Below are 25,551 nucleotides of genomic sequence, written 5' to 3' on the forward strand. Positions count from 1 at the left end.
CTCCAAGCGCGCGGCCCATGGGCTCGTGCTTTACCGGCCGAACGGACGCGCGCGGTATGTCAGTCCCGGAAGCCGCGCCCGTTGTGCGGTACGTGGAGACGCCTGCCGCGCGGGGCGGCGGCGCTGCCGTCGTTCGGCGGCGGGGGCACCGCGGTCTCTTGCTCCGGGAACGCGCCTGGCTGCGCCAGATCCTCGATGAACGCGTCGATCAGCTCGGCGGTCACGTGCTCCATCGCGTAGATATGGTTGTAAGTCCGTTTCTCGCCCTCCACGTAGATTGTCTCGACCGCCAGCGTGTACTTGAATTCCAGCTCGGCGTTCACGGCCTTGAAGCGGATTGCCAGCGATAGAGGGGCACGCGCGACCCACAGATCCTGCCCGAGCCGAGCCTCGAGCTCGAGCAGCCTCCGGTGCGCGTACGCGGCGATGGACTCGGTGTAGAGCGCCTTGTCCACCTGATCCTCGTACGAGCGGCGCGCCAGGTGGTGCCAGAGGACGACGGCCGACAGCCCGCTCCTCGACCCGGCGAACGTCGTATCCGGCGAGCCGATGTACTCCGGGACGCTGGGAGGGCGCAGCAGGTACTTCGTCCTCGTCATGTAGACGCCGCAGGGCCAGGGCGCGCCGATCCACTTGTGTCCGCTCATCACGATCGAGTGCACGAATGGAAGACGAAAATCGAAATTGGGCCCTCGTCGAGCGATCTTGCCCGCGTCGTGGGCCATTTCGAGGAAGGGCATGTAAGCGGCGCCGAGCGCGCCGTCGACGTGGAACCAGTAGCCCGTACGGACGTCGTACTTCTCCGGCCTCCTGGGATCGCAGTGGACCTTGCGCTCGTCGAGCCCGTACCTGCGCAAGATCGGGAGAAGGACGTTGCCCGCCTCCTCCACATCGTCGTAGGCGCCCTTGAAGGTCGTCCCGTAATTGAAGCACACGAGGATCGGGTGGCCCTTCGACGCGAAGAACTCCACGAGCGTGGCGAGCGCGGCGATGTCGATGACGCCGGGGCCGCCGGGGCCGCCGACGGAGGGCACCTCTCGCGGCCAGGGTCGCCCGGGCGCGAGCGGGTTGTCGTTCGGGTAGCGCGTGGCGCCGATCTCGTAGAATGTCCGGATGTCGAGGGCCTGCACCGCCTTGACGATGGAGTAGTGCGTGTCCTCCGAGTAGAACGCGAGAGGAGCGTAGGCGTTCGGGCTCTCGGCCGGCGCCTGCGCCTGCGCATAAACGAGGCGCTGCGGCGCCGCGCGGCGCTCGCCGCTCACCTCGGCGCGCGAGACGTCTCGCTCCGCTTCCGGCTCCTCGAGCAGGCACCGCCCTGCCAGGTAGTCCCTGCCGCTCCACAGGCTGTAGAGGTTGCCCTCCGTCGACCCCATGGTCAGCACAAAGCCCCAGTAGGACTCGCCGTCGAGGCGATCGTGCGGCCAGCGCGCTCGCCACAGCGCGGCGTAGTAGTCGAGCACGGCGCGCTCCATCCACTTGACGTTCGTCGTGACCCTGCTGCCGCGGAACGGATCGCCGATGTTGTTCAGGTGATAGTCGAGGTACCGGCCCAGATCTTCCGCGTAGCTGAGGCGCAGGTTGCACTGGTAACCGAGGAAAGTCGCTCGTTGACGAGATTGATGTTCGTGGAGCTGCCGGTGCGCCTCGGCGCGCTGCTCGGGCGACAGGCCCTGCGGGGAGAGACGGAAGGCCTCACAGTCGATTCCTCGCATCTCGGGGTACACGGCGCACGGGTCCGTGACGGGAGGCGCGGGGGGCGGAGCGCACGCGGGCTCGACCGCCGAGACGAGGGCCGGTTCATCCCCGAGGCCGGCCTCCGCGCCAGCTCGCGCTCTCCTCTTTTCATGTTCTGCGCTCATGTTCGCTCCACCCTGCGTTCCGCAGCTCTGTCGACCTGTCGGCGACGCATCACCGCGTATACGGTTGAGCCCGCCAGCGATGCCGTCAAGCGATCGGGTGCGCGAGAATCTTCGCGACGCTCCGGCGCACCGCATGGGCTCACCCGGCGACCGCGATGCTCCTCCCCGCCGAGCCTCCCTGGCTCGACGGCGGTCTGAGCCTTCGCGCGTGGTCCCGCCTGGCGAACGGCTTGCGCTCGCCCGCAGCCGATGCAGGCGCGCGCTCGGGCGCGGCGGCGCCCGACGCCGTCGGCGTGGCGCAGGATGCGCGCGGGATGCGGGGTATCGCCCCGCCCCCGATGATGAAGAGGGGCCCGTGCGCGCCGAGCTCCGGCCGGTGGACCGCCTCTTGCTGAAACCCGCGGAGCACGGGAGAAGGCACACCATGCAGCGCACGGTCACGGACTGGCGAACGCGTTTCGCCGACAAGATCACGACCGCCGAGCAAGCAATCCGCGCGATCCCGCGGGGGCGCCGCATCCTCGTCGGCTCGGGCGCCGCTGAGCCGAGCGACCTCGTGAACGCGATGGTCGCGTCCGGCGACCACCTCGCCGACAACGAGATCGTCCACCTGATGACCGAAGGCCCCGCGCCGTACGTCCGCCCCGGTCTCGAGCGGCGCTTCCGTCACACGGCGTTCTTCATCGGCCAGAACGTCCGCGAGGCGATCCACGAGGGGCGCGCCGACTTCATGCCGGTCTTCCTCTCCGAGATCCCGAATCTGATCCTGTCGCGCCGGGTGCGCATCGACGTGGCCCTCATCCAGGTGAGCCCCCCGGACGCCCACGGCTTCGTCAGCCTCGGCGTCTCCGTCGATATCGTCCGCGCCGCCGTCGACTCGGCCGATCTCGTCCTCGCCGAGGTCAACCCGCGAATGCCTCGCACCCACGGAGACTCGTTCTTGCATGTGGACCGGATCACCCATCTCGTCCCTGTCGATCGCGAGCTGCCCGAGCGCGAGGCCGAGCCGCTCGACGACATCGACCGCGCGATCGGCCGCAACGTGGCGTCGCTCGTGCCCGACGGCGCGACGCTCCAGACCGGCATCGGCAAGATCCCGAACGCCGTCCTCGCCGCGCTCGGCGACAGGAACGACCTCGGCGTGCACACCGAGATGCTCTCCGATGGCGTGATGGAGCTCGTCCAGCGCGGCGTCATCACGAACCGCAGGAAGACCCTCCTGCCGGGGAAGCTCGTGACCTCGTTCCTCCTCGGCAGCCGCGCCCTCTACGCCTGGGCCCACGACAACCCGGTCATCGAGATGCGCGGCTCCGCCTTCACCAACGATCCGCTGACGATCGCCAGGAACGACAGGATGGTCGCCATCAACGCGGCCCTCGCCGTCGACCTGACCGGCCAGGTCGCCGCCGACACGCTGATGGGCCGCTTCTTCTCCGGGATCGGGGGGCAGGTCGACTTCATCCGGGGCGCCGCGCGGAGCGCCGGCGGCAAGCCGATCATCGCGCTCCGGTCCACCGCGAAGGACGGCACGATCAGCCGCATCCAGCCGGCGTTCGAGCAGGGCGCCGGCATCGTGACGAGCCGCGGAGACGTGCACTACGTGGCGACGGAGCACGGCGTCGCCGATCTCTGGGGCCGGAACATCCGGCAGCGCGCGCTCGCGCTCATCGAGATCGCCCACCCCGACCACCGCGCTGACCTCCTCGCCGCGGCCAAGCAGCGCCGCTACGTGTTCGTCGATCAGGTCATCTCGCGCGCGGATTACCCCTGGCAGGAGACGCGCGCCGCGCGCCTGCCGTCGGGCGAGGAGCTGCTCTGCCGGCCGGTCCGGCTCTCCGACGAGGCCGCGCTCCAGGACCTCTTCTATCGCCTCTCGGACGAGAGCATCTACCGCCGCTTCATGAGCCACAAGCGGGAGCATCCTCACGAGGAGATGCAGCAGCTCGTGAACCTCGATTACGACCAGAACATGGCCATCGTGGCCTGCGCCGGCCCGGAGCATGAGACCCTCCTCGGGATGGCCCGGTACGACGTCGATCCGAAGAACAACCTGGCCGACGTCGCCTTCGTCGTCCGCGACGAGTGGCAGGGCAAGGGGGTCGGCACCCTGCTCATGCGGCGAATGGCGGAGATCGCGAGAGCCCGGGGGATCTCGGGCTTCGAGGCGGACGTCCTGCTCACCAACAAGGCGATGATGCGGGTGCTCGAGAAGAGCGGCCTGCACCTCTGCCTCGATCTCCAGGCCGGCGTTTACCACGTCACCGCCCGCTTCGATGCGGCCGCCGCCGGCGCGCCGGCGGCCGGCCCGAGCAGCTCCGGACCGCGCCAGGCGTGAGCACGGCGCGCCTCAGGGCATCCCCGAGCACCATCACCGCGGCGCCCCCGGGCAGCCACAGGAGCCACGCCGATCCCACCGGGACCATCGCGAAGAGCCGGTTCAGCCCAGGCATATAGAGGAGCGCGATCGTCAGCGCGATCTCGAGCGAGAGCCCCGCGGCCACCCAGGGATTCGACCAGAACGCGAGCCGCTTCCGGAGAGGCCCCTCGCGCTGCGCGAACAGGCACCCTATCTGACCCGAGACGATCCCGATGAAGGTCATCGTCGCCGCCTCGCGCTCCAGCGCGCGGAACGGCTCGAGCGCGCCGAACGGCCTCCAGCCGTGCGCCCAGTAGTACCCGAAGTACGCCGCGACGCCGAGCAACGCCTCCACGGTCCCGTAAAGGAAGAAAGTCCGCAGCGCGAGCGCCCGGGTGAGGATCGGTTTTCGGGGCGGCTCCGGGGGGACGAGCAACGTCGCGGGCGACGGCGGCTCCACGCCGAGCGCCAGCGCGGGGAGCACGTCGGTACCCAGGTCGATCGCGAGCACCTGCACGATCGCGAGCGGGAGAGGGATCGGGAAGAAGATGTAGAGAAGGAACGGGACGAGCTCCGCGACGTTGCTCGTGAACACATAACTCACGAAGCGGCGGATATTCTGCTTGATGGCCCGGCCTTCCTCGATGGCCGCCACGATCGTGGCGAAGTTGTCGTCGGACAGGATGATGTCCGCCGCCTGCTTGGCCACCTCCGTGCCGCGCAGGCCCATGGCCACGCCGACGTCGGCGGCGCGGAGCGCGGGGGCGTCGTTCACGCCGTCGCCGGTCGCCACGACCACCTCGCCGGACCGCCGCAGCACCTGCACGACCCGCAGCTTCTGCTCCGGCGTCGTGCGCGCGAGGCTCGCGCCGGCCTGGAGCAGCTCGAGCAGCGCCCGGTCGTCCATCGCGTCGATCTCGGGCCCCTCGACCATGCGGTCCGCCGCATCCAGCCCGATGGCGGCGGCCACGGAGCGCGCGGTCGCGGGGTGATCGCCCGTCAGGATCACGACCCGCACGCCCGCGCGCCTGCACGCGGCGATCGCCGCGGGGACCTCCGGCCGCGTCGGGTCGTGCAGGCAGGCGAGGCCCAGGCACGTGAGCGGGCCGCCGGCCTCCCTCACGGCGAGCAGGAGGACGCGCTCGCCGCGCTCGGCCGCGCCCACCACCGCCTCGTCGAGGCCCGCGGGCGCCGGCGCGCCGGTCAGCGCGACGACCGCCTCGGGCGCCCCCTTCACGAAGTCCCGCGCGGCGCCGCCTTCCGCGCATGTCACCGCCATGTAGCGCCGGTGCGCGTCGAACGCGGTGTCGGCGATCCGCGGCCACCGGGCGCGCGCCTCGGCCAGGTCCACTCCGCCGGCCGCGGCCCAGCGCGCGAGGGCCACGTCGACCGGATCGCCCTCGTAATCGCCGCCCGCCGGCGCCGGGCGCGCGTTGTTGCACAGCGCGGCCGCGAGCCGCGCCGCCTGTTCCGCGTCCGGGGGCGCGCCGCGCGCGGGGATGAAGCCGCGCACCGAGAGCGCGTTCTGCGTGAGGGTCCCCGTCTTGTCCGTGCAGATGGTCGTCACCGATCCGACCACCTCGACCGCGGAGAGGCGCCGCACCGGGGCCCCGCGCGCCGCCATGCGCTGCGCGCCGATCGCGAGCGAGACGCTGAGCGTCGGCAGCAGCCCCTCGGGGACGAGCGCCACGATCACGCCGATCGCGAACGTGAGCGCGCCGAGCGGGCCGACGCGGTGGAACGCCTGCGCGAGCACCAGCGTGGCCGCGCCGGCGATCACCGCGATGGCCGCGGTGACGTGCGAGAGCTGCGCGACCTGGCGCTCGAGCAGCGAGCCCTCGCGCCCGCCCTGCTCGAGGAGCATGGCGATCTTGCCCGCCGCGCTCTCCGCGCCTGTCGCGAACACGAGCGCCTCGCCCGCGCCGGTCACCACGGACGCGCCGCTCGGGAGCAGGCTCGGGAGCGCGAGCTCCTCCGCGCCTCGGCCCGGCGACGCGATCGGCGCGGCGTCGCGATCGACCGGGGCCGTCTCGCCCGTCAGCATCGAGAGGTCGAGCGAGAGGCTGTCTGCGCCGAGCAAGATGCAGTCGGCCGGGACGATCTCACCTGCCGCGAGCCGGACCACGTCGCCCGGGACGAGCTCGCGCGCCGGCGCTCGCCGCTCGACGCCCGCCCGTACGACGCGCGCGCGCACGGCCACACGGCGCATCAGGCTGCTGACGACCTGCTCTGCGCGGTGCTCCTGGATGAACGCGAACGCGCCGTTGAGCACGACGACGGCGACGATGGCGAACCCGAGCTCCGGGGCGCCCGCGGCGAAGGCCAGCCCGGCGCCGAGCCAGAGCAGCAGCGCGAGCGTGTGCGTGAATTGCGCGACCAGCGTCCGGAGCGGACGCGACCGCCTCGGCGGCGCGGGCTCATTGTCGCCGCAAGCGAGCCGCCTCCTCGCCGCATCGACGTCCGTCAATCCAGTCGGATTGGACCGCAACGCCTGGATTCGCCCCTCGACGGAGAGCGCGGCGAGCTCCGAGGGAGGGATGCGCCGCTGAGGGCCGGTGGCGCGAGACGACTTTGCCTGTCCGGCCGCGGCCACAGGAGAGGACGATCGACTCACTTCCGCGGGCCTCGGCGACGGAGTAGCAAACAGCAAGCCCCGAGTCCTCCGAACGATGGCGGGACAGCCACCTGCGCGCACGCTGAACATGGGTTGACCGTGGCGCGCGGCCGATCTCAGCGAGCTCGCCTCGAGAACGAGGGGAGGGGTATCGCTCCGGACGAGCTGCCGAGGCTCTTCACCCGCTATTTGTTTCGGAGCCTCGGCGCTACTTACGGTCGAGCGATCGCGTCGAGAACGAGCTCACTATCGTTCTCCTTGTCTCTGCAGGCCAACCTGGCCACATCGGTCGCCTCCGTGCCATAGCCAATCACAACACGACCTGGGACCACGGCGCTCTCCTCATGCCCTCCGCACCCTTGCCGTGCTTCCATCCGATTCATAGAGGTGAAAGTCGACGAACCCGACACTTCGTATACGCGTGTCGTTCGTGTCGGCGCAAGAACTGCGCGTTCGCTGCCCGTTACCGCCGCTGCGGCCCCTCGACGACGCCACCGTGCCAGATCTCGGCGAAGCCCGGCGGTAGGTCCCCGCGGGTTGCCCGGGCCTGTAGGTGGGCACCGATCCAAGGCTTGCGTGCTCCGGCCGGCTCGGGTCAGGTGGCTCGACGTGGTCGGGGCAATCGCTGGCACGTGCCCTGCAATCCTGCAATAATGATGCACAGCGCATCCACCTCGTCCTACAGGGAGCACGTCGTGAGCCAAGTTCGACCAACGCTTCTCGAGATCGTGGTCAAGACGGCCGTGACCCACTCTGTCACCTACACGATCGTGGGTCTCCTGGCGTCTTCGCTGCTCGATTATACACGGTTCTTCGCAGAGTCGAGCCTGAACCTCCTGATGCGGCCGACGAGCGATCCCTGGGTGATGGCGGGACCGCTGTTTCAACCTATCCGGGGAGCGATGTTCGGGGGGGTCTTCTATCTGCTGCGCGAGCCGTTCTTCGGGAAGAAGAACGGATGGCTGGTGATGTGGATCGCCCTGGTGGTGATAGGCATCCTCGGCACGTTCGGACCGGCTCCGGGCTCCATCGAGGGGATGGTCTATACAACGTTGCCGACATGGGTCCACCTCAGGGGTCTTCCAGAGGTCCTCCTGCAGTCCCTGTCTCTGTCGCTGCTGCTGTCAGCCTGGGTCCAACATCCGCAGAAGAGATGGATGCGCTGGACGATGGGAATTTCCTTCTCGGTCCTGCTGTCGTTCCCCATCATCGGCCTGCTGGTAGGTCAGCCACGGTAGCGTGTGGACAGATACTACGGAGCCGTCCGTGGGCCGCCAAGACGAGGTCGCCTGCGCGGCCTCGCCCTGCCGGTGCGGGCGCTGCGTCGCGGCGAGATCCCGCGCTGTCGTCTCGCCAGGCGATACCTCCCCAAGAACGGCACGATCATCCACGTCCTCCTGCACACCTCCGTGGTGCGCGACGAGAAGGGCGAGCCGGTTCACTACATCGCCCAGGTGGAGGACGTGACGGCGCGCAGGCAGGCGGAGGAGGAGCGGGAGCGCCTGAGGCGGTTCCTTTTCATGTGGCGGAGGCGATCGTGCACATGCGGTCCATGTCCTGCATCCGCGCGGCGACCCCGCGCAGGCTGCCCCCGCGCCGCTGCCGAGGCGAACGGAACGTGCTCTCCGCTGGGTCATGACTTGGTCGTACCGCGTGCGGCGACGATGCGCGTCCTCCGCCGGAGACCTCCGGAGAGGGCGGCGGCGGCGCTGTCCTCGGTGGCCCGAACCATGCAGCGGCGGCGCGGGCCATGGCCGGGTGGATCATGCCCAACCTCGATCTCGTGCCCAAACAGGAGATCTCCAGCTTCCGCAAGCTGGCCATCGGCACCTGGCGCACCGCCTACGATCCCTCGGTGTACGGCACGCTCACCCTGCGCATGGATCGCGCGCTCGACTACATCAAGGCGTTCCGTCTCAGCACCGGCCGCCGGCTCACGGTGACACACCTGGTCGCCAAGGCCTGCGCCGAGGCGCTGCGCCGCTGCCCCGACGCCAACGCGATCTTGCGCTGGAACAGGATCTACCTCCGGCGCGGCGTCACCGTCTCGGTGCTGGTCGTGCAGGCGGCCGGCATCGACGGCGAGGTGGATCTCACCGTGACCACGATCGAGCGGGCCCATGAGAAGAGCCTGGTGCAGATCGTCGACGAGCTGGACCGGACGATCGAGCGCGCGCGCCAGCGGCGCGACAGGGCGGTGGAAGAGACGAAGCGAACGATCCGGCACATCCCGTTCCTCTTCATGAACGTCTTCCTGCGCCTGCTCTCGTTCGTGATGTACACGCTCAACCTGGACCTGTCGAAGCTGGGGCTTCCGCGCGATCCGTTCGGCGCGCTCACGGTGACCAACGTCGGCTCGCTGGGCCTGGAGAACGCCTATGTGCCGCTCGTGCCCTATACGCGGACGCCGGTCCTCGTGGTCCCGGGCGTGGTGAGCGACGAGCCGGTGGTCGAGGACGGCAAGGTGGTGCCCGGCAAGGTGATGCGCGTGAGCGCCACGTTCGATCACCGCTTCATCGACGGCTTCCACGCGAGCGTGCTGGCGCGCACCGTGCGCGAGATGCTGGAGGACCCGTTCCGCTGCTTCGACCGGCTGGACGCCGAGATTTCCGCTTCTCGCTGACACACATCACGGCCGCCGGCGCCGCGGGCGCAGGCGAGCCGTCGATCTCTCGGGAGACGACGATCGGAGCGCGCGACCGGCACCCGACAGAGCAGGCCCTGAGGTTGCATCCTGGAGGGCGGCCACAGACAGAAGGTCGGCCGCGCTCGTCCAGGAGGTCTTCCGCGATGCCCCACAAGCAACTCCTTCTCCACGCCGCTGCTCGCGAGAAGGTCCTGCGCGGCGCCACGGCGCTCGCCGACGCGGTCCGCGTGACGCTCGGCCCGAAGTCGAAGAGCGTGCTCATCGGGCGCGCGTGGGGGCGCCCCATCGTGTGCAACGATGGTGTCTCGATCGCCAAGGAGCTGAGCCTCAAGGACCCGGAAGAGGACGTCGGCGTGCAGATCATCCGCGAGGCGGCCGAGCGCACGGGCGACGCGGTCGGCGACGGCACGACGACCTCCACCCTCCTGGCTCACGCGATCTACGCGGAGGGGCTCCGCAACATCGCCGCGGGCGCGAGCGCGATCGACCTCAAGCGCGGCATCGAACGGGGACTCCACGCGGCCGTCGACGCGGTGCGGTCGCTCTCCCGCCCCGTGCAGAGCCGCCAGGAGAAGATCCAGGTCGCCACGGTCGCGGCGCACAACGACGCAGCCATCGGCGAGCTCGTCGGCGACGCCGTGGAGAAGGTCGGGGGGGAGGGCGTCATCAGCGTCGAGGAGGCGAAGGGGACAGAGACGGCGGTCGAGGTGGTGCAAGGCATGCAGTTCGACCGCGGGTATCTCTCGCCGTATTTCGTGACCGACCCGGAGCGCATGGAGTGCGTGCTGGAGGAGCCGCTCATCCTGATCCACGAGAAGCGGATCGGCGTCATGAAAGACCTGCTCCCCCTGCTCGAGCAGGTCGCAAAAGAGGGGCAGAGCTTCCTGCTCATCGCGGAGGAGGTCGAGGGCGACGCGCTGGCCACGCTCGTCGTGAACAAGCTGCGCGGGACGCTCGCGTGCGTCGCGGTCAAGGCGCCCGGCTTCGGGGACCGACGCAAGGCGATGCTCGAGGACATCGCGATCCTGACCGGGGGAGAGGTGATCGCCGAGGAAGCAGGGGTGAAGCTGGAGCACGTGACGCGGGACCAGCTCGGGCGGGCGGCGCGGGTCGTCGTGAAGCAGGAGAGCACGACGATCGTCGGCGGCGCCGGCGACCCTCACGCCATCCAGACGAGGGTCGAGCTGCTCCGGCGGCTGAGGAGAGAGACGAAGAGCGACTACGATCGCGAGAAGCTCGAGGAGCGCCTGGCGAAGCTCGTCGGGGGCGTGGCGGTCGTCCGGGTCGGGGCGCCGTCCGAAACGGAGATGAAGTCTCGGAAAGAGGCTTTCGAGGACGCGATCAACGCGACCAAGGCGGCGGTGGTCGAGGGCGTCGTGCCCGGCGCGGGGCTCGCGCTCCTGCGCGCGAGCGTCGCGGTGGAGCACGAGGAGCAGCACTGCGACGGCGACGAGCGCACCGGCGTGCGCATCCTGCGCCGCGCGCTCGAGGCCCCGACGCGGCAGATCGCGGAGAACTCCGGCGTCGACGCCGGCGTCGTGCTCGAGCGGATGCGCGCCGGCAGCGGCAATCTCGGGTTCGACGCGGCGCGCGGCGCGTACGTCGATCTCGTCGAGTCGGGCATCATCGACCCGACCAAGGTGGTGCGCGTCGCGCTCGAGAACGCCGTGTCGGTGGCGAGCGTGCTGCTCTTGACGGAGGCGACGTTGACCGATGTGCCCGAGTCGGCGGCGAAGGATCGGGCGGCCGCGCCACCGCTCGAATGAGCGGCGCGTCGGGTTCATCGGCCATCAGGCGATCTCGTCCATCTGAGCTCTCGAGAAGAGCACCGGCAACCTGCGAAAACCGCGAGCTGCTCGAGAACGTGCGCGGCCGGCGGTCGCCTCGACCGCCGAGGTGGTTCAGCGCATCTGATAGCGCCCCGTCTTCTCCACGGGCTCGATGCAACCGACGACCGCGCCGCGCGCCCCCACGTAGGCCCGGTGGCCAAGCGTGTCGTCGGCGGACGCCTCGGACGGGCGCGGCCAGGCGTCCTCGTGGGCGAGGGACGCCAGCCGGTCGCGGATGCGCCGCAGGCCTTCGACCGCCTCCTGCGCCGTGAGCTCGCGGAAGACCCCGAACACGATGACGCTCTCCCAGTCAGCGAGGCTCTGGATATGGTCGACCTGGAAGCAGACCTCCGGATTTTTACGCATCATCCGGACCTTGGTTCCCTCCGCCGAGCGCAGGTAAAGGAGGCCTTTCTCGTAGGCGTAGCTCATCGGCACGACGTACGTCCGTCCTTCGGCGTGGCAGCCCAGCCGGCCGAAGGCGCCGCGCTCGAGGAGCGCCTCGATCCGCTCCGCGCTGAGGGGGCCTGCCCCAGGAGCCTCCGGAGGCCCCCCTCCTGCGGGCACATCGAACATGCGGAAATGGGCGCGGCACGCGGCGCAGAACTGGTACTCCGAGCGCACGCCGCAGCGCAGGCAGCGAGACCGCGAGGCGTACGGCGGCGGTCCCATGATCATCCCGGTCCCGCGGGCCTCCTTCTCCGGGGGCACCATCAGCACGGGGCGGCTCGAGGTCCGCGCGACGCGCTCGGCGACGCTGCCCAGCAGCACGGCCGTGGTGCCGGTGCGCCCGTGGCAGCCCATCACGATCAGCTGGACGTCGTCTTCCTCAGCACACCTGACGATCTCCTCCGCGGCAGATCCCACCCGGACGAGCGGGACGATGCGAACCCCGTTGCCGAGCTCCGCGGCGAAATGGCGCAGCGCCTCTGCCGCGTTCGGCTGCGCTTGCGCGGACGCTGCGACGTGGAGGATCCGGAGCTCGGCGCCCCAGGAGCGCGCTTGTTCCAGGGCGACCCTCACCGCCGCGCTCGAGAGCTCCGAGAGATCCGTGGTGGCCAGGATCCGCTGCACAGGCTGCATGCTGCCTCCGCTGGTCCATGTCCCATCGCCGTGGGACCGGCGCTTTGCGCGTCGTATCCACCGATCGCAGCAATCGCCGTGCCCGGCCTCACCCCGCCCGCACCTCGCGCTGTACTGGTTCCCCGTGAACGCGACGGCGGTGGGGTTCGAGGACGGCGATCACCGCCTGCCATGTGCGTGTCGACCTGGCCGTGCCTGGCGGCCATCGCGAGGACCTGGCTGAGCCGGAGCGATTCACGCCTTCAGGGAGCTCCCGATCATGTGCGCATCCTGCGCGCCAAGGAGACGACGGGTCACTCCTCCTCCTCGAGGAGCCCGCGAAAGACGTCCACATAGCTGACGATGCCGACCAGGGCACCTTCTCCGTCGACGACCGGGAGCGCGCCGATCTTGTTGTCGAGCATGAGCTCCATGAGCTCGGTCACGTCCGCGTCCGGACTGGCGCTCACGACATTGCCGCTCATGATCGTGGACACCGGCGCGCGGGCCTTCCGCAGCGCCCTGTCGACGACGGCGGCGTCCTCCGAGTAGGGCAACTGGAGCGCGCGCAGGTCGCGATCGCTGAGCATCCCGACCAGCTCACCCTGCTCGTCGACGACCGGCACGTGGCGGAAGTCCATCGTCTGGAGCACGTTCACCGCCTCGCCGATGGGGTCGTCGACCCGCACGGTCCGGGGGTTCTCGGTCATGAGCTCGGCGGCGCAGATCTTGGGTAACGGCATCTCCTCCGCGCTCGGTGCAACTCGCGGACCAGCCGATCCCGCGATGAGCCGCGCCGCCGGCGTGAGCCACATGGTCTCTTCCTTGCAACTCCGGTGCTGTACGAGCTGGCTGTGGGAGACGCGCGGGGTCACGTCGAGCTCGCCGAGCGCGCAGGGGTCGAATCGGAGCACGACGATGGGGCTGGCGCTCACCGACAACGCGAGGCGGGTCCTCGAGGCCCGATACCTCAGGAGAGGCGCGAACCGGGAGATCCTCGAGACGCCCGAGGAGCTGCTCCGCCGCGTCGCCCGCGCGGTCGCGCGGGCGGAGGGCGACTTCGCCGGCGGGCGTCCGGAGCCGTGGGAGGAGGCGTTCTTCGACGCGCTGGCGGCGCTTGATTTCCTGCCGAACTCTCCGACGCTGATGAACGCTGGCGCCCCGCTCGGGCAGCTCTCCGCGTGCTTCGTGCTGCCCGTCGAAGACAGCCTCGACGGGATCTTCGACGCGCTCAAGCACATGGCCCTCATCCAGCAGTCGGGCGGCGGCACCGGCTTCTCGTTCTCACGCCTCCGGCCGAAGGACGCCCTGGTCGCCTCCACCGGGGGAAGGGCTTCCGGCCCCGTGTCGTTCATGAGGATCTTCGACTGCGCGACGGACAGCATCAAGCAGGGAGGGAGGCGCCGCGGGGCGAACATGGGTGTGCTGCGCGTCGATCACCCGGACGTCGAAGCGTTCGTCGATGCCAAGCTCGACGGGCAGAGCTTCTCCAATTTCAACCTCTCGGTGGCCATGACCGACGCCTTCATGGCGGACGCAAGCGCGGATCGCCCCCATCCGCTGCGCCATCCTCGGACTGGCGAGATCGTTCGAACCGTCCCGGCGCACGATCTCTTCGAGCGCATCGCGCGCGCGGCCCACCGGAGCGGCGACCCGGCGCTCTTCTTCCTGGATGCGGCCAACCGCGCCAACCCGACGCCCGCGCTCGGCGCCTTCGAGGCGACGAACCCGTGCGGCGAGGTGCCGCTCCTCCCGTACGAGGCGTGCAATCTCGGCTCGATCAACCTCGGCCGCATGGTCCGCCGCGGCGCGGGCGGGCAGGCCATCGACTGGGGCAGGCTCGCCCGCACGGCGCGGCTCGCCGTGCGCTTCCTCGACGACGTGATCGAGGTGGGACGCCGGCCTGCGCCGCCGATCGACGCGGCGGTCCGGAGGACCCGCAAGATCGGGCTCGGCGTCATGGGCTTCGCCGAGCTGCTGCTCCGTCTGGGCATCCCCTACGGCTCGACGGCGGCGGTGAGCGCGGCCGAGGAGGTCATGGGCTTCATCGCCGAGCGCGCGCTCGCGACGTCGGAGGAGCTCGCCGTCGAGCGCGGCCCATTCCCGGCCTGGGAACAGAGCGTCTTTTCGGCGCGCGGCCGGCGGGTACGCAACGCCACCCTCACCTCGATCGCCCCGACGGGCACGATCAGCCTCGTCGCGGGCACCTCGGCGGGCATCGAGCCCCTCTTTGGCCTCGTGTTCCGGCACACCGGCGTGCTCGGCGGGCAAACGCTGGTGGAAGCGAGCCCTCTCTTCGAGCAGCACGCGCGCGAGCTCGGCGTCTGGTCCGACGCGCTCGCGGCCGAGCTCGCGGCGAAAGGCTCGCTGTCCGCGATCGCCGGCATCCCGCGCGCCGTCGTGGAGCTCTTCCGGACGGCGCTGGAGATGAGCCCCGAGGCGCACCTCCGGATCCAGGCGGCATTCCAGAAGTACGTGGACAACGCGGTCTCGAAGACGATCAACCTGCCCGAGACAGCTACCGCCGATGACGTCGCGGCCGCGTACCGGAGGGCGTGGGAGCTCGGGCTCAAGGGGGTCACGGTGTATCGTTACGGCAGCAAGGATCGGCAGGTCCTCGAGCTCGGCGCGCAGGAGAGCGCCGCGGCGATCGAGCACTTCGCGCGCTGCGATCCGGCCGCGTGCAAGCTGTAGACAGGCCGAGGGCCCCATGAGCGCGCACGTCGGCAGGACGGAGGCCGGCGCCCAAGCGGCTCGGAACCGCGCAGCCGAAGGCGGTCCCGAGCGGCTCCCGTCGTGCGGCGCGCCCGGCGCCCGTCGGCGGTTTCGCCTGTCGAGATCGGCTCGCTGCCGCGCGGGCGCGCCCGGCCTCACCCCTTCACCACGCCCATCGGCCGGAGCCGCGCCACCTTCCGCGCGATGCCCGCGCGGTGGACGACCTCGACGACGCGCTCGACGTCCTTGTAGGCGACGGGCGCCTCCTCCGCGAGCTCGGCGTTCGAGGGGCAGCGGACCACGATGCCGCGCCGCTCGAGCTCCTTGCGCAGCTCGTGGCCCGTCACCTGGCGCTTCGCCGCGCCGCGGCTCATGGTCCTGCCCGCGCCGTGGCAGGTGCTGCTGAACGACACCGCCGCCGACGCGTCCGTGCCCACGAGGACGAACGAGGCCGTCCCCATGCTGCCGGGGATGAACACGGGCTGGCCGAGCCCCCGGTAGCGCGCCGGGATCTCGGCGCTCGAGGGTCCGAGCGCGCGCGTCGCGCCCTTCCTGTGGACGCAGACCTCGCGGCCGGCGGCGCGCTCGATCTTCGCCGTGTTGTGGGCGACGTCGTAGACGAGGGCGAGCTCCCCGTCGCCCACGACGCGCGCGAACACGCGCCGCGCCGTCTCGGCGATGACCTGCCGGTTGGCGAAGCCGAAGTTCGCCGCGGCGCACATGGCCGCGAAGTAGCGGCGGCCCTCCGGCGAGGACAGCGGCGCGCAGGCGAGCTGGCGGTCCGGAAGCTCGATCCCGAGGCGCCCGGCCGCCTCGTCCATCAGGCGCACGTGGTCGGTGCACACCTGGTGGCCGAGGCCGCGCGAGCCGGTGTGGATCAGCACGGCGACGCGGCCGCTCGCGAGGCCGAGCCGCGCCGCCGCGGCCTCGTCGAAGATCTCCTCGACCACCTGGACCTCGAGGAAGTGGTTGCCGCTGCCGAGCGAGCCGAGCTGACCGCGGCCTCGCTGCTTGGCGCGCGAGGAGACGTGCGCCGCGTCGGCCCCGGGCAGGCAGCCGCCCGCCTCGATGACCTCGAGATCTTCGGGCCGACCGAGGCCGTGCGCGCGGATGAGCCAGGGCACGCCCTCGTTGAGCAACCGATCGAGCTCGTCGTCCGACAGCATCAGCGGGCCGCCGCGCCCCGCGCCCGTGGGTACGCTGCGGCTCAGCTCGTGCACGACCGCCTCGAGGTGCGGCGCGATCGTCGCCTGGTCGATGCGTGATACGAGCAAGCGGACACCGCAGTTGATATCGAAGCCGATCCCGCCGGGCGAGATCACGCCGTCGGGCAGGAGCGTCGCGGCGACGCCGCCCACGGGGAAGCCATACCCCTCGTGCATGTCCGGCATGCCCAGCGCGGCGCCGACGATGCCGGGGAGGGTGGTGACATTGACGAGCTGCTCGAGGCTCCGGTCGCGCTCGATCGCCGCGAGCTGCTCCGGATCCGCGAAGACGCGCGCGGGGACGCGCATGTCGCGGCGGTAGGAGGTCGGTATCTCGTACTCGAAGGGGCCGAGCCGCGTGAGCGGGACGCCGCGGGCGGGCGCCTCAGACGTCGAGGACGACGGTTGCGGATATGCCATGAGAGGTCTCCGTGATCTCGAGATCGTGCAGCGTCGCGGCCTTGACCAGCGCCCGCGCCTCCGGCGCTCGCGCGCCGCGGATCCAGGCGTCGAGATCGCGATCGGTGAGGCGCGTGAAGCGGAACTCGCTGAAGACCCTGCCCTCGACCTCGGTGCGGAAGATGAGGTCGTTCAGCCAGTCGACGAGCAGGGCCGCTCGATCGCGCGATCGCAGGCTGACCGGCTGAGCTTCGCCCTCGGGCGGGGGCGGCGGCCGATCGCCGCACGCGATCCGGGCGAGCGCGCGGCCGGCCTCGGCGAAGAGCTCCGCGAGCGCGGGAGCGTCGACGCGGAGGCGGAGCTCGCCCGTGTGCTCCTCGAAGGCGTGCGAGGCAGCAGAGGTCGGATGCGGCGGCACGGGCAGATCACCTCCTCACGAGGAGCATGGTCGCGCCGACCGCGCCGACAAGGTGGTGGCGTCGGCATGAGGGCGAACGACAGGGCGCAGCGGCCGCGCGGGCCGGCCTCGTGGCACACCGCCTGCCTCAATGAACGGCACGGCGGCGAGAGCGATCGAGCGCGCCGCCGGCTGGAAGGGATCCGACGCATGAGCACGGCATCGCCGGCCGGGGTTACGCGCCAACCGCGCGAGGACACGCGCCGTCGGATCGAGGCATTGCGCCGCGAGATCCGGGTCCACGACCACCTCTATTATGTGCTCGATCGCCCGGTCATCTCGGACGCCGAGTACGATCGCCGGCTCGACGAGCTGAAGCGGCTGGAAGGGCTCTATCCGGACCTCGTGACCCCGGACTCGCCGACGCAGCGCGTGGCCGGAGCCCCGCTGCCGGCGTTCCCCGAGGTCCGCCACCTGGCGCCGATGCTCAGCCTCGACTCGGTGGTCCACGAGGAGGACGTGCGGCGCTTCATCGACCGCCTTCGCCAGGCGCTCGGCCAGGGCCGGCCCACGTTCGTGGCAGAGCCGAAGCTCGACGGCGCGTCGATCGAGGTGGTGTACGAGCGCGGCGCGCTCGTCCGCGCCGGGACGCGGGGGGATGGCGAGCGCGGCGAGGACGTCACCGCCAACGTGAAGACGATCCGCTCCGTGCCCCTCCGGCTCGTCGATGACGGACGGCCGCCTCCGGAGCGGCTGTCCGTGCGCGGCGAGGTGCTCATGGCCACGGCCGCCTTCCGCCGCCTCAACGAGCAGCTGGCGAGGGCGGGAAAGCCGCTGTTCGCCAACGCGCGCAACGCCGCCGCGGGGTCGCTCCGGCAGCTCGATCCGCGCGTCACCGCCGCGCGTCCGCTCGAGATCGTCTTCTACGATGTGCTGGCCATGGCGGGCGGCCCGGCGCTCACGAGGCACTGGGAGCGGCTGGAGGCCCTCCGCGGGTGGGGCCTCCGCGTCAGCCCGCACAACCGCCAGGTCGAGAGCGACGAGGAGATCTCGCCGATCATTTCGGATCGATCGAGGCGGTGATGGCGGCCGACGAGCGCGCGCTGCAGCAGGTCGAGGGGATCGGACCGAACGTTGCGGCCGGCATCGCCGGCTTCCTGGGGCGCCCCCAGCACCGGCGGGTCATCGCGCGCTGCCTCGAGCGCGGGGTCCGTCCGGCGCACCGGCCCCGCCGCGCGGGCGCCGCGCCCGCCGCAGCGGCCAGCCCGCTCGCCGGAAAGACCGTGGTGTTCACCGGCGCGCTCCCGTCGATGACGCGCCCCGAGGCCGAGGAGCTCGTCCGCCGCGCCGGCGGACGCGCGTCCGGAAGCGTCGGAGCGTCGACGGACTACGTCGTGCTGGGCGAGAGCCCCGGCGAAAAGCTCCAGAAGGCAAGGGCGCTCGGCGTCGCCCTGCTGACGGAGGGCGAGTTCCGGAAGCTCGTCCAGGCGTGAACGGGGGGTGCATGGAGAACGTCGACATCGCGCGCATCTTCGAGGAAGTGGCGGATCTGCTCGAGATCCAGGACGAGAGCCCGTTCCGCGTGCGGGCCTACCGCACCGCGGCGCGCACGCTGGCGGCGCTCGGTGAGCCCGTGGCCGGGCTCGTGGAGCGCGAGGGCGCGGGCGCGCTCACCGGGCTGCCTGGAATCGGCAAGGATCTCGCGGGCAAGATCGTCGAGCTCCTCGAGACCGGCGAGCTGCCGCTGCTGAAGCAGCTGGCGGCGAAGACCCCCGAGAGCCTCGTCGAGATGATGCGGATCCCGTCGCTCGGGCCGAAGCGCGCGCGGCTGCTGTACGAGAGGCTCGGCGTCGAGACGGCGGACGAGCTCGAGCAGGCCGCGCGGTCGGGTCGCCTCCTCGAGGTGCGCGGCTTCGGCGAGAAGCTCGCGGCGACGATCCTCGACGGCTGCGTGAAGCGTCGGGCGACCGCCGGGCGCGTGCGGCTCGCGGACGCCGAGGCGCAGGTCGCGCCGCTGCTCAAGCACCTCCGGGCGGCGCGCGGGGCCCTGGCCGTCGAGGTGGCGGGCAGCCTCCGGCGCCGCAAGGAGACGGTGGGCGACGTCGACATCCTCGTGTCCGCCAGCCAGGGCGAGCCCGTCGCGTCGCGCCTGATGGCCTACCCGGACATCAAGCAGGTGCTCGCCCACGGCGCGACGAAGTGCTCGGTCGTGCTGCGGTCCGGGCTCCAGATCGACCTCCGCGTCGTGCCGCCGGAGTCCTACGGCGCGGCCCTCCATTACTTCACGGGCTCGAAGGCCCACAACATCGCCGTCCGCACGCTGGGCGTGAATCGCGGGCTCAAGATCAACGAATACGGGATCTTCCGGGACGATCGGCGGATCGCGGGGCGGGCGGAGGCGGACGTCTTTCGCGCGGTCGGATTGCCCTGGATCCCGCCCGAGCTGCGCGAGGACGCCGGCGAGATCGAGGCCGCGCGCGAGCGCCGGCTGCCCGAGCTCGTCGAGGTCGGCGCCATCCGGGGTGACCTGCACGTGCACACGACGACCACCGACGGGCGCGACTCGCTCGAGGCGATGGTCAGGGCGTGCAAGGCGCGCCGGTACGACTACGTGGCGATCACCGATCACACGCAGGCGGTCCGCGTGGCGCGCGGGCTCGACGCCCGCGGGCTCCGCGAGCAGGCGAGGGCCGTCGACAGGCTCCGCCGGACGATCGGCGGGATCGCGATCCTGCACGGCGCCGAGGTCGACATCCTCGAGGACGGGTCGCTCGACCTCGACGACGCGGCGCTGGCGGCGCTCGATTACGTCGTCGCCAGCGTGCACTCGAAGCTCACGATGCCGGAGCCCGCGATGACGCGCCGCGTCCTCCGCGCGCTCGAGAGCCCGTTCGTCACGGCCCTCGGCCACCCGACCGGGCGCCTCCTCGGCAAGCGCGAGCCGTACGCGCTGGACGTCGCGCGGATCGCGCGCGCCGCGCGCGAGCTCGGCGTGCTGCTCGAGATCAACGCGCAGCCCGAGCGCCTGGACCTCTGCGACGTCCACATCCGCCTCGCGCGCGAGGCCGGCGCGAAGCTCGTGGTCGCCACCGACGCGCACGCCGTGGGGGAGCTCGACTTCATGCGCCACGGGATCGATCAGGCGCGGCGGGGCTGGTGCGCCGGGGCGGACATCGCGAACACCGCGCCTCGCGCGGAGTTTCTCGAGCTCATCGGCCGGCGCAGGCGCGACGCCTCGCTGTCATCGGCTGGATGAGCGCTCTCATCGTGGGCGATTCGCGGCTCAGCGAGAAGACGGTAGATGCCCGCTCATCCCAGCTGCAAGCAGATAAGCGGCGTAGTTCATGCTCAGATCAGGAGCCCCTTGTTGATACCCGGTGAATCGATTCATCTGCTCTGACAGCGATCCTCCGCGATTGCTGTGGTGATGCACGCGACCCAGGAGCGCATCCCCTTTGCGCCGGAGCGCAAAGACGACGTCGTCGAAGCGCGGGTCGCCGAGGAGGAGCTCCTCGCCTGGGCGGAAGCGCGCGTCTTCCAGCGGCAGCCTCTGGAAGAACGGCAGGCTCGTGGAGGTGAGGACGGCCCTCTCCAGCCTCAGGTAGCGTTCGGCCAGCTTGTAGTAATACGCCGCGAAGGCGATCGTGAGACTTGGCCACGGGTTACCGAGCGAATCCCCGCGATATCCATCGTAGCGGTCTTCCGGGTAGCGGCCGATGGCAGTCCCCTCGATACGCCTCGACGGATCGTTGATCGGGTACATGGCCTCGAAGGTACTCTCCAGCGCCGCGGCCGTCGCGAGCACCTGCTCCTGGTCCACTGGGTAAACACAACCCCCTTCGGGGTGGAGGTCTTCTTCCGTGGCATATCCGCCCAACGTCGCGGCGACGACCGAGCTGTCCAGGCCGCTCCGAGCGCTCGGCCGTCCGTCCAGCTCACGGGTCGCGACGAGGTAATTGCGCCCGGGATCCCAGTGCAAGAGCAACTCATCGCCCAGCGCTCGCGACTGCTCGAGATACCAGCGGGCCGCGCCGGCATCCTCGAGCTTCATCGCGAGCGCGGCCCCCTCGATGAGCGCCGTCCGCTCCAGGAGCCGCGTGAAGAAATGGTGTCCCCACACCTCTTCCCAGAGATCGAAGCAGGGCTCGCGCCAGTGGTGCGAGATGTATTCCAGGTCCGTCTTGATCACCGAGTCGGTCGGCAGCTTCGCGTCGTAGAGCTTTTCACGCACCAGCTCCCGCTTGCCCTCGCTCAGAAGGACGAAGGCGAGACGAGTGAGCTCGATGGCTCGAATGGCAGGTCCGTCGTGCTGCGGACGTCCCCATGGCCCCGAGTAGGGCTCTCCGTCTATCGTGAACTTCGGCTCACCCAGCCCGGCAGGGCTTTGCGTGGCAGTCCGCTGAATGTGCCTGGAAAAATCCACGAAATCCATCAGCAGGTTGAAATACCGTTGCCGGGCCACGGGCTGCGTCGCCGACTGGTACAGGGAGAGGATGGCCTTCACCGCGATGCCGGAGTCCCGAACCCAGTGGAAATAGTAGTTCGGGTTCGATCGAGATGGGGAAGCCACGATGGCTCCTCGGATGGATCCCGGAGGCGATACATTCTTCAACAAGAGCTCCTTGGCGCGCTCCGTGTCCTGCTGGAGCCATTTTCGCAGGTCCTGTGCTTTCACGTCGATCTCCTGGAGCTGCAAGCGGGTTAAAACCGCATGAAAAGCGCAGGACTTCGGACCGCCAAGCGCACCGAGTACGCCAAGAACGGAGAGCTATCTTGGCGTCCTTGGTGTCTCGGCGGTTCATTTCTCGCTTGGCCAACGGGATCGGTGTCCTATCCACCTCGCAAGGAGGCGATCTCGCTGCGCCCGGCCTCGAACCGGTCAATCCACCATGATCCGAAGGGTGATCCGGGAGGAGCCATCGTTCCCGAGCATTGCAAGAGCTGGGCTTGGCCGGCGGCCTCCTGGGGTCCGCGGAGGGTCGTGCTCAAAATTGAACATGAAGACGGGAAGGCGGGAAGAAAAGATCAATGATCTTCCCGCCTTCCCGCCTTCATGTGAACTCTCTCCGGGCAATGTTGAGCACGACCCGCGCCGTGCCGTGCCTCACCCCACCCGCACCTCGCGCCGCAGGGGCACCCTGGTCGCCGTCAGCCCAGCTCGCTCCGCCGCACGCGCGAACACGATGGCATCGCGCACGGCGCACCCGGCGCCGTCGTTGTTGAAGAAGACGTAGGCGTCTGCGCCCGGGCCCCACGTGGAGGCGAGCCGCTCGGCCGCGGCGCGGAGGGCGGCCCCGCCGTAGCACGGGCTCGGCGTGGCGCACCCCGCGTGGAATCTCAGGTAGGCCCACGTCGCCGTGCGGTGGAAGGGTGTCTTGAACCACGGGCTGTCGGCGATGCACAGCGCGGCGTCATGCGCGGAGAGCAGCGTCGATATCTCCTCGGTGAACCACGAGGCGTCCCGGGGCTCGACGGCCACGCGGACGCACCGCGGGAAGCAGTCGAGGGCGGCCGCGAGCCTCCCCGCGTCGGCCTTCATCCGGGGCGGGAGCTGCAGCAGCACCGGGCCGAGCTTGCTGCCCAGGTGGCGCACGCGATCGAGGAACCGCGCCACCGGCTCGGCCGGCGCGCGGAGTCGACGCATGTGCGTGAGGAAGCGGCTCATCTTGACCGCCATCACGAAATCCTCGGGCGTGCGGGCGGCCCAGTCTTCACATGTCGAGGCCTCGGGGAGCCGGTAGAACGCGGCGTTCACCTCGACGGCCTGGAAGCGCTGGGCATAGTGCTCGAGCCAGCGCGAAGCGCTCAGGCGCTCGGGGTAGAAGCGCCCTCGCCAATGGGGGTACTGCCACCCCGACGTGCCCACGAGCACCGGCATGACAAGCAAGAGCCATGGGCACGGAGCCGGCCGCCCTCGACCCGCCCTCCGCCCAGGGGGCCACGCGCCCCGAGCCTCACTGGGCGAGGTAGCTGCCGAGCTTCGCCTGCTTCGACCTGGCCTTGAGCTTGCGCAGCGCGTCCGCCTCGATCTGCCGGATGCGCTCGCGCGACAGCGACATCGACGCGCCGATCTCCGCGAGGGTGAGCTCGGGCGCGCCGTCGAGCCCGAACCGGCGCCGGAGCACGTCCTGCTCTCGCGGCGTGAGCTCGCCGAGCAGCTGCATCGCCTGCGCGCGCATCCGGCCCTCGGCGACCTGCTCGTCAGGCGCCGGCGCGTTCGGGTCGGGGACGAAGTCGCCGACGCACGCCTCGCGGTCCTCACCGGCGGGGGCGTCGAGGCTGAGCGGCGCGGGCGCGAGCCCGAGGGCGAGCTCGATCTTCGCCTGGGAGAAGCCGGTCCGCTCGAGCAGCTCATCGCCCTCGGGCTCGCGTCCGTGCTCCTGGGCGAGCGCGCGCCGCGCTCGGAGGAGCTTCCGGCGGCTCTCCACCATGTGCACCGGCACGCGGATGGTCTGCGCCTGATCGGAGATCGCGCGCGCGATCTGCTGCTTGATCCACCACGCGGCGTAGGTGGAGAACCGGACTCCGCGGCGGAAGTCGAACTTGTCGGCCGCGCGGAGGAGGCCGATGTTGCCCTCCTGGATGAGGTCGTGGAGCGACAGGCCCGTGTGCGGGTACCTGGTCGCGAACCTGGCCACGAGCGGGAGGCACGAGGCGACAAGCTCGGCCCTGGCGAGATCGGCTGTCCGCCGGCCCTCCTGGACCGCCTCGATGGTGGCGCGCGCGGCCCCGTCCCGCGCCGGGGCTGCCCGGAGGGCGTCGACGACGCGGTCGAGGACGCGGCGGTGCAGCCGGGCGCGCTCGAGCCCGGAGGCGAGCGCGTCGCGGTCACGCCGGCGCGGCCGGCCGGCCTCGAGCGCCTCGGCGAGCGTGCCGGCGCGCTCGAGCAGCGCGACGAGCGAGGCCTCGATCGGATCGGCGGCGGCTTCCTCCTCGTCGGCGGCGCGGAGGACGTAGCGCGCACGCAGCTTGTGCGCCGCGAGCTCCTCGCCGATCCTGGCGAGCTCCCGGAGCGCGACGGGCGAGCCCACCAGCGCGCGCAGGATGGCTGCCTCCCCCTCCTCGATGCGGCGGGCGAGCGCGATCTCTTCCTCGCGCGTCAGGGCGGGGCGCGCGCCGAAGCCGCCGAGATAGCGGCTCGCGCCCTCGCGCCCGGGCGTCACGCTGCGGCGCGGCCGGGCCACGCCCAGGGGCCATCGGGAGCGCGGCGCGGCAGGGGTGTGCCGGCGCGGCTCGCTGAGCTCGTCAGGTCGGATAGCACTGTTGTTGGTGTCGAAAATGGAAGCGGTCTGTCTCATCGTGGGTAATTTGCGCGCATGCGCAGCGTCGTGCGCAACGTGTGGCGATTGCGGCGGAGCGTGCGCGGGCGCTCTGTCGCCCGACGCTCTACGCCGTGATGCATGATAACCACGCGAGCGCCTCGCGGAAGGCCCCGGCGCGGTGGGCGCGAGCGAGGTGTGCGGCGGCGACCGCAGCGGGCGGCTTTGGCCGCCGCGTGGCCTGTGCATCGCCGCTGCTCGGCACCATGGACTCGAAACATGGATGGCGCAGACTCGGTCACGAGCAGGGCCCACGCCGCGCTGGGCCGGCTCGGGTTTGACCTCCATCGATATCCGGTCCGACTCGAGTATCTGGACGGCGTGCTCACGATGGAGGGCGAGCTCCCGGATATTGCGGCGAAGAAGCGGGCGCTCGAGCGCGGCGCGGCGCTCCCCGAGGTGCGCTGGGTCGCCGACCGGCTCCGCGTCGAGCCGAGCGTCGGCATGAGCGACGTCGAGGTCCTCGGCCATATCCGGGATATCCTGCTCTCGGAGCCGACGTTCGACGAGTGCACCGTCCGGGGGCGCCGTGGGGGCGCGCTCGACGTGGTTCGCGAGCCGCCGCGGTCGCGCGGCGCGCTCGAGGTCGCCGTCGATGAGGGGATCGTGAGGCTCGAAGGGGCCGTGCCCAGCCTCTCGCACAAGCGCCTGGCCGGCGTGCTCTGCTGGTGGGCGCCAGGAACCCGCGACGTGGTGAACGCGCTTGAGGTCGACGCCCCGGAGGAGGACAACGACGACGAGATCTCCGACGCGGTGCGCATCGTCCTCGAGAAGGAGCCGCTCCTCGACGCATCGGAGATCGGGGTCAGCACCGAGCGCTCGCGCGTCACGCTGCGAGGCCTCGTGGCGAGCGAGGAGCAACGCAGGACCGCCGAGCACGACGCCTGGTACGTTTTCGGCGTGAACGACGTGAGCAACGAGATCGAGGTCTCCCCGGACATGGCCTCCGCGCGGTGGAGGCCTGTCGCCGCCTCATGAGTCCCCGAGGGAGCGCTTGCCGCGAAAGCCGTCCTGGTGCGCTGGCGCCCCGGCGCTCTCGGGCAGCGTGCGGAGGATGGCGAGCCCGCGCGCTCGCCGGCACCGAGGACGGCAAGCTCGGGCCGCTCGTCTGCATCGGGCCACGCGCCGCTCATCGGCAGCGGCGGGCAC

18 protein-coding genes and 1 pseudogene are annotated in these 25,551 nt (G+C 70.8%); 10 read left to right on the top strand and 9 right to left on the bottom strand.

The annotated features are described in order from the left end of the window. Positions 1 to 59: 59 nt before the first annotated feature. Positions 60 to 1,859 (bottom strand): pyridoxal-dependent decarboxylase, encoded by a 1,800-nt coding sequence (locus WMF27_RS13535; protein WP_437944181.1) that lies wholly within the window; start codon positions 1,857 to 1,859, stop codon positions 60 to 62. A 424-nt stretch (positions 1,860 to 2,283) separates the two neighbouring features. On the opposite strand from WMF27_RS13535, the gene WMF27_RS13540 reads away from it, so the two are divergent. After that, a complete protein-coding gene (locus tag WMF27_RS13540) occupies positions 2,284 to 4,194 on the top strand; it encodes a GNAT family N-acetyltransferase (protein WP_437944182.1) in 1,911 nt (636 codons plus the stop codon). On the opposite strand, the gene WMF27_RS13545 is transcribed toward WMF27_RS13540, so the two are convergent. Continuing rightward, positions 4,118 to 6,829 (bottom strand): cation-translocating P-type ATPase, encoded by a 2,712-nt coding sequence (locus WMF27_RS13545; RefSeq protein WP_437944183.1) that lies wholly within the window; start codon positions 6,827 to 6,829, stop codon positions 4,118 to 4,120. The genes WMF27_RS13540 and WMF27_RS13545 overlap by 77 nt on opposite strands. 695 nt (positions 6,830 to 7,524) lie before the next feature. On the opposite strand from WMF27_RS13545, the gene WMF27_RS13550 reads away from it, so the two are divergent. The 4 genes and pseudogenes from WMF27_RS13550 (at position 7,525) to groL (ending at position 11,242) form a co-directional block, all read left to right on the top strand. Continuing rightward, positions 7,525 to 8,067 carry a hypothetical protein gene (locus WMF27_RS13550; protein WP_437768455.1) on the top strand — a complete coding sequence of 181 codons (543 nt, stop codon included), beginning with the start codon at positions 7,525 to 7,527 and terminating at the stop codon, positions 8,065 to 8,067. A 72-nt stretch (positions 8,068 to 8,139) separates the two neighbouring features. Continuing rightward, positions 8,140 to 8,310 (top strand): annotated as a pseudogene (locus WMF27_RS13555) (PAS domain S-box protein); the annotation flags it as partial. A gap of 284 nt (positions 8,311 to 8,594) precedes the next feature. Next, the gene (locus WMF27_RS13560) at positions 8,595 to 9,452 is read left to right on the top strand and encodes a 2-oxo acid dehydrogenase subunit E2 (protein WP_437944184.1); all 858 of its coding nucleotides are present in this window, start codon (positions 8,595 to 8,597) and stop codon (positions 9,450 to 9,452) included. 167 nt (positions 9,453 to 9,619) lie between these two features. Next, the gene (gene groL / locus WMF27_RS13565) at positions 9,620 to 11,242 is read left to right on the top strand and encodes a chaperonin GroEL (RefSeq protein WP_437768453.1); all 1,623 of its coding nucleotides are present in this window, start codon (positions 9,620 to 9,622) and stop codon (positions 11,240 to 11,242) included. A 135-nt stretch (positions 11,243 to 11,377) separates the two neighbouring features. Here groL and WMF27_RS13570 read toward each other — a convergent pair whose 3' ends face one another. Together WMF27_RS13570 and WMF27_RS13575 are read right to left on the bottom strand one after the other, a co-directional pair. Beyond that, positions 11,378 to 12,388, bottom strand: a complete 1,011-nt coding sequence (locus tag WMF27_RS13570; protein ID WP_437768452.1) for a universal stress protein — start codon at positions 12,386 to 12,388, stop codon at positions 11,378 to 11,380. A 293-nt stretch (positions 12,389 to 12,681) separates the two neighbouring features. Continuing rightward, entirely contained in the window at positions 12,682 to 13,302 is a 621-nt protein-coding gene (locus WMF27_RS13575) for a CBS domain-containing protein (protein WP_437768451.1), read from the bottom strand. Between WMF27_RS13575 and WMF27_RS13580 the strand changes: the two genes are divergently transcribed. Next, positions 13,286 to 15,061 carry an adenosylcobalamin-dependent ribonucleoside-diphosphate reductase gene (locus WMF27_RS13580; RefSeq protein WP_437768450.1) on the top strand — a complete coding sequence of 592 codons (1,776 nt, stop codon included), beginning with the start codon at positions 13,286 to 13,288 and terminating at the stop codon, positions 15,059 to 15,061. The two genes, WMF27_RS13575 and WMF27_RS13580, sit on opposite strands and share 17 nt — an antisense overlap. Positions 15,062 to 15,237: 176 nt before the next feature. On the opposite strand, the gene WMF27_RS13585 is transcribed toward WMF27_RS13580, so the two are convergent. Both WMF27_RS13585 and WMF27_RS13590 read right to left on the bottom strand, forming a co-directional pair. Then, complete coding sequence (locus WMF27_RS13585; protein ID WP_437768449.1) at positions 15,238 to 16,707, bottom strand: RtcB family protein; 1,470 nt, start codon at positions 16,705 to 16,707, stop codon at positions 15,238 to 15,240. Then, positions 16,673 to 17,104, bottom strand: a complete 432-nt coding sequence (locus tag WMF27_RS13590) for an archease (RefSeq protein ID WP_437768448.1) — start codon at positions 17,102 to 17,104, stop codon at positions 16,673 to 16,675. Before WMF27_RS13590 ends, WMF27_RS13585 begins: the two co-directional genes overlap by 35 nt. Before the next feature lie 189 nt (positions 17,105 to 17,293). Here WMF27_RS13590 and WMF27_RS13595 point away from each other — a divergent pair, with 189 nt between their 5' ends. From WMF27_RS13595 to polX, 3 genes are read left to right on the top strand one after another with little or no spacing between them, the layout of a single operon-like run. Next, positions 17,294 to 18,166, top strand: coding sequence for a DNA ligase LigA-related protein (locus WMF27_RS13595; protein ID WP_437768447.1), 873 nt, complete (start codon positions 17,294 to 17,296; stop codon positions 18,164 to 18,166). After that, the gene (locus WMF27_RS13600) at positions 18,166 to 18,576 is read left to right on the top strand and encodes a BRCT domain-containing protein (RefSeq protein WP_437768446.1); all 411 of its coding nucleotides are present in this window, start codon (positions 18,166 to 18,168) and stop codon (positions 18,574 to 18,576) included. Before WMF27_RS13595 ends, WMF27_RS13600 begins: the two co-directional genes overlap by 1 nt. Positions 18,577 to 18,587: 11 nt before the next feature. Next, complete coding sequence (polX, locus tag WMF27_RS13605; RefSeq protein WP_437768445.1) at positions 18,588 to 20,339, top strand: DNA polymerase/3'-5' exonuclease PolX; 1,752 nt, start codon at positions 18,588 to 18,590, stop codon at positions 20,337 to 20,339. Between the two features lie 27 nt (positions 20,340 to 20,366). On the opposite strand, the gene WMF27_RS13610 is transcribed toward polX, so the two are convergent. From WMF27_RS13610 to WMF27_RS13620, 3 genes are all read right to left on the bottom strand, one after another. Beyond that, the gene (locus WMF27_RS13610) at positions 20,367 to 21,779 is read right to left on the bottom strand and encodes a glycoside hydrolase family 15 protein (protein WP_437768444.1); all 1,413 of its coding nucleotides are present in this window, start codon (positions 21,777 to 21,779) and stop codon (positions 20,367 to 20,369) included. A 408-nt stretch (positions 21,780 to 22,187) separates the two neighbouring features. Beyond that, positions 22,188 to 22,961 (bottom strand): DUF72 domain-containing protein, encoded by a 774-nt coding sequence (locus WMF27_RS13615; RefSeq protein ID WP_437768443.1) that lies wholly within the window; start codon positions 22,959 to 22,961, stop codon positions 22,188 to 22,190. A gap of 76 nt (positions 22,962 to 23,037) precedes the next feature. Beyond that, on the bottom strand, positions 23,038 to 24,267 hold the full coding sequence (locus tag WMF27_RS13620; RefSeq protein ID WP_437768442.1) for an RNA polymerase sigma factor RpoD/SigA: 1,230 nt from the start codon (positions 24,265 to 24,267) through the stop codon (positions 23,038 to 23,040). Positions 24,268 to 24,621: 354 nt separating this feature from the next. On the opposite strand from WMF27_RS13620, the gene WMF27_RS13625 reads away from it, so the two are divergent. Next, positions 24,622 to 25,380, top strand: a complete 759-nt coding sequence (locus WMF27_RS13625) for a BON domain-containing protein (protein ID WP_437768441.1) — start codon at positions 24,622 to 24,624, stop codon at positions 25,378 to 25,380. Positions 25,381 to 25,551 lie beyond the last annotated feature (171 nt).

It is taken from the genome of Sorangium sp. So ce281 (assembly GCF_051527395.1).
GTDB lineage: Bacteria > Myxococcota_A > Polyangia > Polyangiales > Polyangiaceae > Sorangium > Sorangium cellulosum_B.